We start from the raw sequence: 10,836 nt of genomic DNA on the forward strand, positions 1-10,836 counted from the left end.
TCCCTGAAAATCGGGGCCGCTTCGCGCCCCAACGCAGGCTGCGCCAGCTGCTACATGTGGCGTTGTGTACTCGGGCTCTGTGTAGCAGCTGCCGAAGGCTGCGTTCGACGGCGAAGCGGTCGCATTCAGGACGCTTTGATATCTCCCTGAAAATCGGGGCCGCTTCGCGCCCCAACGCAGGCTGCGCCAGCTGCTACGGGGTCGTGGTGTAAGCGCGCTCTGTGTAGCAGCTGCCGAAGGCTGCGTTCGACGGCGAAGCGGTCGCATTCAGGACGCTTTGATATCTCCCTGAAAATCGGGGCCGCTTCGCGCCCCAACGCAGGCTGCGCCAGCTGCTACAGGGTCGTGGTGTAAGCGCGCTCTGTGTAGCAGCTGCCGAAGGCTGCGTTCGACGGCGAAGCGGTCGCATTCAAGGCGCTTTGATATCTCCTTGAAAATCGGGGGCCGCTTCGCGCCCCGACGCAGGCTGCGCCAGCTGCTACATGTGGCGTTGTGTACTCGAGCTCTGTGTAGCAGCTGCCGAAGGCTGCGTTCGACGGCGAAGCGGTCGTGATTGCTATAGCCAGCACGCATCCCACAGCGGGTAATCATGAACGCGTGAAACAAGCTTTGCTCTGATCGGATTCGCAACGACATACCTGGCCAGCGCTTTCACGTCGTCCTCACGTCGAACCGCACGCTCATGGTAGCCCTTCTGCCAAAGGCGTCCTTTTCGGCCTAACGCGCGATTGACGGCGGCGGCGCTGCGCGACTTTACCTGGCACATCAACCCGGCCAAGGTTTGGTCCCGGAGTTGCACCAGACAGTGCATATGATCCGGCATCACAACCCACGTTAAAAAGTCCGCCCATCCCGCTTCTTGTGCCTGACGCAATTGCGAGACAACCAGGCGTCCAACCCGCCAATCAGAGAAAACCGGCTGCCGTTTATCGACGACAGCGGTGATGAGATAGATTCGGCCGGGTTCTGAAAAGCGGCCAGTGCGTAACCGACCCGCATTCAAGCAGTAAGGCATTCCTTGCCCCTCAACTGTGAAAGAGGCTCGGAACTTACCGCGTCCCTGCGCACAAGTTAGCCACGATCAACTACAAAATATGACCCCTCAACTCCCCGTCCGAATCTTGTTCCACACCCGCGTACGGATCCGGTCGATGTTCAACGGCATCGCTTCCAACGCAAACAGCTTGCCCATCATTTCCGGACTTGGATAAACCTTGGTGTCGTTTTTGATCGCCGGTTCGATGAGGCTATCGGCTTGCTCGTTGCCGTTTGCGTAATGCACATAGTTGCTGATGCTCGCCATGACGTCCGGGCGCAGCAGGTAGTTCATGAAGGCGTAGCCGGCCTTTTCATCCGGTGCATCGACGGGCATGGCGACCATGTCGAACCAGATCGCGGCGCCTTCCTTGGGAATGTTGTAACCGATCTCGATGCCGTTGTTGGCTTCCTTGGCGCGATTTTCCGCCTGGAGAATGTCGCCGGAGAACCCCACTGCCACGCAGATATCACCGTTGGCCAGGTCGCTGGTGTATTTGGATGAATGGAAATAACTCACATACGGCCGGACTTTCAACAACAGCGCTTCAGCTTTTTTATAGTCCTCAGGGTTCTTGCTGTGGTGCGGCAGGCCCAGGTAGTTAAGGGCAGCAGGCAACAGTTCTGGGCCATTGTCGAGAATCGCCACGCCACACTTCTGCAATTTTTCCATGTTCTCGGGCTTGAAGATCAGGTCCCAGGAGTCCACCGGTGCGTTGTCGCCCAGCACCGCCTTGACCTTGGCGACGTTGTAGCCGATCCCCGTACTTCCCCACAGATACGGGAAGCCGTGTTCATTGCCCGGATCATTGGTTTGCAGGGCCTTGAGCAACACCGGATTGAGATTTTTCCAGTTCGGCAGCTGATTCTTGTCGAGCTTTTTCAGCGCCCCACCCTGAATTTGCCGCGCCATGAAATGGTTGGAGGGGAACACCACGTCGTAACCGGATTTGCCGGTCATCAACTTGCCATCCAGCGTCTCGTTGCTGTCATACACGTCGTAGGTGAACGCGATGCCGGTTTCTTTCTGGAAGTTCTTCGTGGTATCGGGGGCAATGTAGTCCGACCAGTTGTAGATCTTCACCGTCTCCGCCGCCTGGCTGAGGGTCGCGACGAGTGCAAGGGGCGCCAGGGCCAGTGTCTTTCGCTTCATGAGTCGATTCCTGTAGGGGCTTGTTGTTATTGGCAGGCAATCAAAGGATCAAAAAATCAAAACGTAGGTTTTGCGCACGGTTTCCTGGATATCCCAGATGCCGAGACTGTTGGCGGGCAACATCAGTGCGTCACCCGCTTCTATGTGCAAGGTCTCACCGTCGTCCGGGGTGAAGGTGCAGCGCCCCTGGATGAAATGGCAGAATTCCTGGGCGACGATCTGGCGCCGCCAGCGACCTGGGGTGCACTCCCACACACCGGTTTCGACGCCGTCGTCGCGCTCGACACTGGTGGTCGAGGCTACCGCCACGGGTGTTCCGAGCGGTACGGCAACTGGATTGGATTCTTCGAGTATCAGTGCTGCGGTGTTCTTGAATTGCGTGATGCTCATGGGATTACCTGTCGTTGAAAAACGCCGTTTAGTGCATGAAACCTTCCATGAACCCCGCCACGCCGCTCGCCAGTTTGCGACGCCATGGCGCAGTGGCCGGATTGGCCAGGGTCTGGTCTTCGTGGACGAAGCTGCGAATGATCGCGTTGTAGCCCAGCCAGCGGCACGGTTCGGGCTCCCACGCCCGGAGTGCGTCGAGACCGCCTTGGGGAATGACCCAAGGCTGATGAACCAGCTCGGTGTCGCGCTCAAGGATCAAGTCGGCAAGCGTGCGACCACCGAGGTTGCTGGCACCCACGCCCTCCCCGCCATAGCCACCGGACAAGGCAATGCCGCTGGCCTGATCACAAAGCATGTGCGGTTTGAAACGTCGGGACATGCCCAGGTTGCCGCCCCAGCCATGGGTGATCTGGACGTTCTTGAGTTGTGGGAAGAGTTCGCCGAACAGGTAACGCCGCAGTTCCACTTCGCTGGTGGTCAGGTCGAAGTTGTGGCGCAGTTGGCCGGCGAACTGGTAGCCACCCCGTGCACCGAATACCAGGCGGTTGTCGGCGGTGCGCTGACCATAAGTGACCTGGCGGCTGCTTTCGCTGAAGGCCTGGCCACGGCTCAGGCCGATTTCGTCCCAGGTCGCGGCAGACAGCGGTTCGGTGGCGACAATCAGGCTTTGTACCGGCAATTGATAACGGCCTAGCGGCGGCAAGGTAACCGAGTACCCCTCAACCGCCGGCACGATCCACCGACTGCGAACCTGGGCTTTGGCCGTGCGCAGTGAGCCCGACTGCCACTGGGTAACCGGGCTGTTCTCATAAATGCTGACGCCCATGCGCTCAACCGTCCGGGCCAGGCCACGGACCAGTTTGGCCGGGTGAATGGTCGCGACATGCGGTGCGTAGATTCCACCGTAGGGTTTGGCGACACGGATCTGTTGGGCCAGCTGCTCAGGGCTGAGCCAGCGGTAATCCTTTTCAGTCAGTCCCTGGCGATAAAGGCTGTCCAGATAGTGCCTCAGGCTGGCTTCCTGCTCCGGATAACGCGCGGCACAATACAGCGCACCACCCTTGCGATAATCGCAATCGATGCCCTCACGTTCGATGACGATCTCGACCTCATCGGGAATGCTGTGCAGCAAATCGAACGATGCCCGTCTCTGTTCCGGCGATGAGGCGGCGAGTAAACGGTCTTCGCCCAGGAGATTGCCCATCAGCCAACCGCCATTGCGCCCGGACGCGCCGAAACCGGCGGTTTGCGCTTCGACGATGGCGATGTTCAACCCCGGCGCCAGGCGCTTGAGGTAATAGGCGGTCCACAACCCGGTGTACCCGGCGCCAATGATCGCCACGTCGACGTCCAGGTCCTGTTCCAGCGCGGGGCGCGGCAACAGGGGATCGTCCAGTTGATCCATCCACAAACTGATAGTGCGCCACGCCGGCATACAAGACTCCGCCACTCAAACTTCGATGGCGTTGATCCTAGTGCGTGGTCTCAGTGGCTGTCTTGCGCGCGTGCACGCAAAGAAATTTGTTTGACGTAGGCCTTCGGCGATTGCCCGGTGTGCTGGCGGAAACAGCTGTAAAACGCCGACAACGAGTTAAACCCTGCGGCAAAGGCCAGCTCATCCACACGCAGCGGGGGCGTCGCGGTATCCAGCGCCGCCAGCAAGTGGTGCAATCTCGCCTGGTTGACGTACCGGTAGAAGCTTTGGCCAAGCACTTGATTCAATAGATAGGAGATCTGGTTACGGCTATACCCGCATTCCTGCGCTACCCGTTGCAGGTCGAGCTCAGGGTCCAGGTAAGGTTGCTGACGCTGGAAGTACTGTTGCAGGTCTTCGGCCATGAAGCTCAGCTGGCGTGGTGACAACCCCAACCGGCTGACCGCCGCGCGCTTGCTGGCGACCGCTTGACTGGAAACCTGCTCGCGAACCAGCGAGGCGTATTCGTTGACTCGCCAGATCAATCCGTCCCGAACCGTAATCGCTTCACTTGCCCTGAACGACACCAGCCCCTCACCGCCGCGCAGTGTGATGCGGTACTGAATGAACGCCGTGTTGCCATCCAGGCGGATACGGTCCGAATGCTCCAGGGCTTCGTCCGGGTCACGGGGCATGCTATCGCGCACGTAATCACGCAATTCATCCAGGCCCATCACACGGTTCTGGAAAAAATCACTGTATTGAACGTCCGGGTGATACAGCGCCATGACGCCGTCCAGGTCCCGGTGTTTCCAGCGTAAGTGGTAACGCATCACCGTCTCGCCGGTGGTCAGGGTTTGCAGTGGGCCGTCATCGTCGGCGTGCATAGGGGGTCTCAACGGGAAAAAGCCGAGCTTGCCCAAGTTCGGACTGGGCTTCAACGACAAATGCAGGGATAGGCCAATAGTGGCATATCGCCCAATGATCGATGATGCGTGACCTGTGTCAAAAAAAGCGAAAGCAATCGCCAAACGGTTTGAAAAAACCACGAGGTTTTCACATCTGGATGCTACTTTTAATGTCATCACCGGTTGAGCCAATGAAGGCTCTACCCTCCTAACATGAGCTAACGGAAGCGCTCGATTAAGAAGGCGGGCAACACATGAATAGAGGTTTTAGCAAGGTTACTTTTCCAAACGCCTGCCAGCTGATGCGCTGGCATTTTCATCCCATGGGATTCGAGGCGAGCATGGATGCGCCGGGCAGCATGATTGCCCGTTTGTTTGATCGAGCGAGTGGCGAGACCATGATCGCCATTGCCGGCATTCCTTGCGCAACGGTGATGAATGCGGCGGATGTGGAGAGAATCATCGAAGCGGTGGAGGATGAGCTTGAGGCTTTTATTCCGCCGGCGGCGTTCAGGAGTTATGCGTGAAGTGTTGAACGTGTTTGAAAAGCCCACAATTGTGGGCTTTTTTTTGATTCGATCGAGGGTTAACCGCTGCACCTGTAGGAGCTGTCGAGTGCAACGAGGCTGCGATCTTTTGATCTTTTAATGAGAGGAGATCAAAAGATCGCAGCCTCGTTGCACTCGACAGCTCCTACGGATTCCTACAGGTTATCCCCGGTGATCGGCGAAGAATGCCTTGCCCTTGCCAATCCGGTCGGAGGCTTTTGGCATGTTCACTGCCTGAGTGTCCTGAGCATCGACGTACCAATAGCAATGGCTCACCGCCCGGGTGATGCCGACATAAGCCAGGCGCAGGATTTCGTCTTTTTGTGCGTTGTCATACGCCTCACTGTCGCCGGCCTTGCCCAGGCCCGCCATGCGATAGACCTGGTTCTTGTAAGGCGAACTGGTTAGGTGCTGACAATCACCCAGCAGGAAAACCGCATCGGCCTGAAGACCCTTCGCGCTGTGATACGTGAGCTGCTTCAATCGCCTCGACTCATACGGCAAGCTAGAATCCACATTAACTACCGACTGAATATGCTGCTCTATCAATAGCTTATCGCTACTTTTTCGATACAACATCAAGATTGAATCACCCTTGCTGTAATGCTCATTCAGCCGACTGGCCATGCTCTGATCATCCCGATCGAAGACGCTCACGGGGACGAGTTCTTTGGGTTCGCCACTGGCCTTGGCCTTCTTTCCAGCAATCGCGGGCGCGGCACGGACGATATGTTCGGCGGCATCGATGATGGCTTGATGACTGCGGTAGTTGTCGCTCAGCATCACTTTCGTCGTGCTTGGCGACGGGAACTCTTTGGCGAATTCCATGAAATACGTGGGTGAACTGCCGCGCCATCCATAAATGGATTGCCAGTCGTCGCCCACGCAGAGCAACGACGAGCGTTGCGCCCCGCGCCCCACGTGCATCGCCGGACCTCGACTGCGGATCTGCGCGAGGCTTGCGCGAATCCAGGAAACGATTTGCGGCGAGACATCCTGAAATTCGTCGATCATCAGGTGGGACATTGGCCGCAGCAGTTCATCGCTCAGTAACTTGAGGTTTTCCGGTGAATGCTCACTGAACAGCGCAAACATCCGGTTATAAGTCATGACCGGTGGTTTCTGATCCAGCAGATGGTCTTCCAGTGCTCGCCAATACAGGCTCAGCGCCTCGAAGAAAAACCGGTCCGGGTCGTCCTTGGCGAAACTCATCTGGCCCACAGCCGTCGGCACATCCAGCCCCAGGTTTTCGATAAACCCTGCGGCAGCGACAAAACAGTCCAGTAACGGAGCTGAACCCAGCTCACCCTTGACCTTGTAGTCAAAGCCCGGCCCGGCACTTGCGTCACCGGCAAGGGACGCCAACACGCGTTTCGATGATTCGTAGTTATCTAACCATATCAACGGTTTACGACAGAAAGCTTGAAACAGGGTGCGCTTGACTGCCCACTCCGCCCGTACGCTCAGCTTGGCGCCGGGGCGGCTGACTTGCGGGTTTTCCTTTGGGTCGAATCCCAGCACCACCCAGGCATCAAGGCTCGGAATGTAGCCGTGGCAATGAAATGTTGATCCGTTGATATCGAACGACTGGCGATTGGGTTCGATCCCTTTAATCGGCCAGGCACCTGCGCGAAACCACAAATCTTCAATGGCATCGCACAGTTCTTCGTCGCGCTTGGCGGCCAATTCGGTCACGGCCATGCGCTTTTGCACGTCCGGGTGATCGCGTTCCAGCTCTTTGAGCTGCAGGGCATGGCGAGACAGAGGTCTGATCAACTCGCGAAAACGTTCATCGCGCGTGTGCAAGCCGTGATAGCACGCATTCAGTTGCTGGCGTTGAGCATCGTTGATGCGCAGGTCGAAGGGGTTGCTGTCGACATCCTCATCAGCATTTTGCGTGCGATGGCTAAGGTTTTCGAAAGCTTGCAGGCGTTCGAAGCCTGGCAGGCTGCGCACCATCGGCAGGATTCGCGAGTGAAAAGTACGAACGAGCTCTCGCGCCTCTTTTACGCTCAGCGCCCGGCCCCACAGGGCGAACAGCTCGACCAGTTTATTGATGAAATCCTTGCGCGATTCCCGCGTGAAGGTCACTACGGTCATGGAGTTCAACTCGAAACCCAGATAGTGCACAAGCAGCACGATTCGCAACACCAGCGTCGTCGACTTGCCAGCGCCCGCGCCGGCTATCACGGACGTTGAGGGCGTGTCGCTGAAGATCATTTTCCACTGCGCAGCACTTGGCTGGGCATGCGCTGGCAGTAATCGGGCAACATCGGCCTTCATGCGCTTCTTGAGTTCGGCACTCAGAGGCAGGCGCCAATCGTCGAACAGGTTGTCGTCCACGTTCGGGGCGCGATGCTCGGTGGAGCGCGAGTCGCGGATCAGCAAGACCTGTCGCCCCTCCTCCAGACCTTCGAGTTTGCCTTCCTTGTAGCCGTAATCCACACCCGCGCTGTGGCCGCTGCGAAAGCCATCTGCCTGCCCATGCAACCACGAGGCACGGTGCTGAGCACGCAAGCGCGTCAGGCCATGTCCAAAAAACCGGGCGGCCAGGCGTTTGAGCAAAGGCATCTCTGCCAGGGGACGAAGTTCGGGGGGGAGATCGGGGGTGTGTTGCGGCACGCGGACTGACTCCAGGGTGTGAGGCTGTTGAGCGCTATGGTGTCTTCATTTGCCATTGAGTTCTAGCAAAATGCTTACAGGTCATCGAGTTGTAGAGTGAAGTGAAGGTTGGATGAGCTATTTTCCATTTTAAACAGCATCGAATTATTCGATTGTAATGAGGCATTTTTTACGCTTTTTATCGATGCGTTGCTCGTAGATGATGGTCGCCATCAACAAACCCTTTCCGGAGACGACCATGCTCGAACTCAGACCTTTCAACTCCCTGGGCGGCGCCCATCATGGTTGGCTGGATGCGCATCACCACTTTTCATTCGCCGAATACCATGACCCCAAGCGCATGAACTGGGGCAACTTGCGGGTCTGGAATGATGACGTGATTGCTTCGGGAACGGGCTTCCCGAAACACCCTCACCGGGACATGGAAATCATCACCTATGTTCGTGAAGGTGCGATCACCCATGAGGACAATCTGGGCAACAAGGGCCGAACCGAGGCCGGCGATGTGCAGGTAATGAGCGCCGGTACCGGGATCGCGCACAGCGAGTACAACCTGGAATCGAGCGAGACGCGGATTTTCCAGATCTGGATTATTCCGAATGAAGCCGGTTCAGCCCCGTCGTGGGGAGCCAAACCGTTCCCTAAAGGTCAGCGTGAAGGTTTCGTGACCCTGGCCAGCGGCAAGGCCGGCGACGATCAAAGTCTGCGAATCCGTGCGGACGCCCGCCTGGTGGCAGCGAATTTGAAAGCCGGCGAGTCTGCCGAATACCACTTGGACGCAGGGCGACGGGCTTATCTGGTACCGGCAACCGGCCTCATTGAAATCAACGGGTTACGCGCAAAAGCTCGAGACGGTGTGGCAATTGCGGATGAACAGGTCCTGCGCGTGACGGCCATTGAGGACAGCGAAGTGGTGCTGGTGGATGTGGCTTGATTGCTTGAAGGCAAGGCAAAAAAAGGGCGACCGGTTAGGGTCGCCCTTTTTCATGCCCGAATAACATCCCTCTACACCGTAGCCGCGTTTATTTCGTGGAAATAGCACCATCCACCAACGTCTGAGCTTCTGCCACCAATTGCTTGAGGTGGTCGTCACTGACAAAGCTCTCGGCGTAGATCTTGTAGATGTCCTCGGTACCCGATGGACGTGCGGCGAACCAGCCGTTTTCGGTCATGACTTTCAAACCACCGATCGCCTGATCGTTACCCGGTGCGTGACTGAGGATGCTTTGAATGGCTTCGCCCGCCAGTTGGGTCGACGTCACCTGATCGGGTGACAGCTTGCTCAACAAGGCTTTCTGCTCAGGATTGGCCTTGGCATCGACCCGTACCGAGAACGGCTCACCCAGTTCGTCGGTCAAGGCGCGATATGCCTGGCTCGGATCACGGCCGGTACGCGCCGTCATCTCTGCAGCCAGCAGCGCAGGAATGAGCCCGTCCTTATCGGTGCTCCAGACGCCGCCGTCCTTACGCAGGAACGAAGCACCGGCGCTTTCTTCCCCACCAAAGCCGAGGGAGCCATCGAACAAACCGTCGGCAAACCATTTGAAGCCGACCGGCACTTCGTACAGACGACGACCCAGGCGCTTGGCGACGCGGTCGATCAGGCCACTGCTGACAACGGTTTTGCCCACGGCGGCGTCGGCGCGCCATTGCGGGCGGTTCTGGAACAGGTAATCGATCGAGACCGCCAGGTAGCTGTTTGGCGCCAGCAGGCCACCGGAGGGGGTCACGATGCCATGTCGGTCGTGGTCAGGGTCGCAGGCGAACGCCACATCAAAGCGTTCCTTGAGACCAATCAGACCTTGCATGGCATGGCTCGATGATGGGTCCATACGAATCTGGCCATCCCAGTCGACGGTCATGAAGCGGAATGTCGGATCGACCTGTTGGTTGACCACTTCCAGATCCAGTTTGTAATGCTCGGCAATCGCCGACCAGTAACGCACCCCTGCTCCGCCCAGCGGATCAACGCCCAAATGCAATTTGGCATCGCGAATGGCATCGAAGTCGATTACGTTGATCAGGTCGGCGACATAGGTATTGAGGTAATCGTGGCGATGGGTCGTGCCGGCTTTCAACGCCTGCTCGTAGCTGATGCGCTTGACGCCAGCCAGCTTGTTGCTCAGCAGTTCGTTGGCCTTGGCTTCGATCCACTTGGTGATGTGGGTATCAGCCGGACCGCCATTGGTGGGGTTGTATTTGTAGCCGCCGCTTTGCGGAGGATTGTGCGACGGCGTGATTACGATGCCGTCGGCCAGCCCCGAGGTACGGCCGCGGTTGTAGCAGAGGATCGCGTGGGAAATGGCGGGCGTCGGGGTGTACTCGTCGCCCTGCGCGATCATCACCGTCACGCCGTTGGCTGCCAGCACTTCAAGGGCGCTGGCCCCTGCAGGGGTGGACAGTGCGTGGGTATCGATCCCGACGAACAGCGGGCCATCGATGCCCTGCGCTTCGCGGTACAGGCAGATCGCCTGGCTGATGGCCAGGACGTGCCATTCATTGAAACTCAAATCGAACGAGCTGCCCCGATGCCCTGACGTGCCGAAAGCCACGCGCTGGGTGGAAATGCCAGCGTCAGGCTGGCCGGTGTAGTAGGCCGTAACCAGTCGCGGGATGTCGACCAACAGTTCTGCCGGTGCCGGTTTGCCCGCAAAAGGACTGAGTGTCATGCAAAACCTCTGGAATCGATTGGTTCAGGAATTGGATCGCAGTTTACTGGCAGTTTGACCACAACGCGATGGGATCGATCCACGGCCATTCGAAGAG

At 57.9% G+C, this 10,836-nt stretch carries 9 protein-coding genes; 2 read left to right on the forward strand and 7 right to left on the reverse strand.

Features of this window, described 5'->3' with window-relative positions; translation table 11 throughout:
* Nucleotides 1-556: 556 nt before the first annotated feature.
* The 5 genes from AC3ZVB_RS20970 to AC3ZVB_RS20990 form a co-directional block, all read right to left on the reverse strand.
* A complete protein-coding gene (locus AC3ZVB_RS20970; RefSeq protein ID WP_194692187.1) occupies nt 557-1,015 on the reverse strand; it encodes an REP-associated tyrosine transposase in 459 nt (152 codons plus the stop codon).
* Between the two features lie 87 nt (nt 1,016-1,102).
* Nucleotides 1,103-2,188 (reverse strand): polyamine ABC transporter substrate-binding protein, encoded by a 1,086-nt coding sequence (locus AC3ZVB_RS20975; RefSeq protein WP_162440041.1) that lies wholly within the window; start codon nt 2,186-2,188, stop codon nt 1,103-1,105.
* 48 nt (nt 2,189-2,236) lie between these two features.
* A complete protein-coding gene (locus AC3ZVB_RS20980; protein WP_162440040.1) occupies nt 2,237-2,578 on the reverse strand; it encodes a cupin domain-containing protein in 342 nt (113 codons plus the stop codon).
* Between the two features lie 28 nt (nt 2,579-2,606).
* Nucleotides 2,607-4,013, reverse strand: a complete 1,407-nt coding sequence (locus tag AC3ZVB_RS20985) for an NAD(P)/FAD-dependent oxidoreductase (protein WP_162440039.1) — start codon at nt 4,011-4,013, stop codon at nt 2,607-2,609.
* 50 nt (nt 4,014-4,063) lie between these two features.
* Nucleotides 4,064-4,879, reverse strand: coding sequence for a helix-turn-helix transcriptional regulator (locus AC3ZVB_RS20990; protein ID WP_194692184.1), 816 nt, complete (start codon nt 4,877-4,879; stop codon nt 4,064-4,066).
* A 275-nt stretch (nt 4,880-5,154) separates the two neighbouring features.
* On the opposite strand from AC3ZVB_RS20990, the gene AC3ZVB_RS20995 reads away from it, so the two are divergent.
* Nucleotides 5,155-5,427 (forward strand): DUF1652 domain-containing protein, encoded by a 273-nt coding sequence (locus AC3ZVB_RS20995; protein ID WP_162440037.1) that lies wholly within the window; start codon nt 5,155-5,157, stop codon nt 5,425-5,427.
* 183 nt (nt 5,428-5,610) lie between these two features.
* Here the strand turns inward: AC3ZVB_RS20995 and AC3ZVB_RS21000 are convergent, their stop codons facing one another.
* Nucleotides 5,611-8,070, reverse strand: coding sequence for a UvrD-helicase domain-containing protein (locus AC3ZVB_RS21000; RefSeq protein WP_490147630.1), 2,460 nt, complete (start codon nt 8,068-8,070; stop codon nt 5,611-5,613).
* A 238-nt stretch (nt 8,071-8,308) separates the two neighbouring features.
* On the opposite strand from AC3ZVB_RS21000, the gene AC3ZVB_RS21005 reads away from it, so the two are divergent.
* On the forward strand, nt 8,309-9,004 hold the full coding sequence (locus AC3ZVB_RS21005; protein WP_162440035.1) for a pirin family protein: 696 nt from the start codon (nt 8,309-8,311) through the stop codon (nt 9,002-9,004).
* An 88-nt stretch (nt 9,005-9,092) separates the two neighbouring features.
* Here the strand turns inward: AC3ZVB_RS21005 and pgm are convergent, their stop codons facing one another.
* A complete protein-coding gene (gene pgm, locus AC3ZVB_RS21010) occupies nt 9,093-10,739 on the reverse strand; it encodes a phosphoglucomutase (alpha-D-glucose-1,6-bisphosphate-dependent) (RefSeq protein ID WP_162440034.1) in 1,647 nt (548 codons plus the stop codon).
* Nucleotides 10,740-10,836 lie beyond the last annotated feature (97 nt).

Source organism: Pseudomonas sp. MDV22-iso1 (assembly GCF_058145095.1).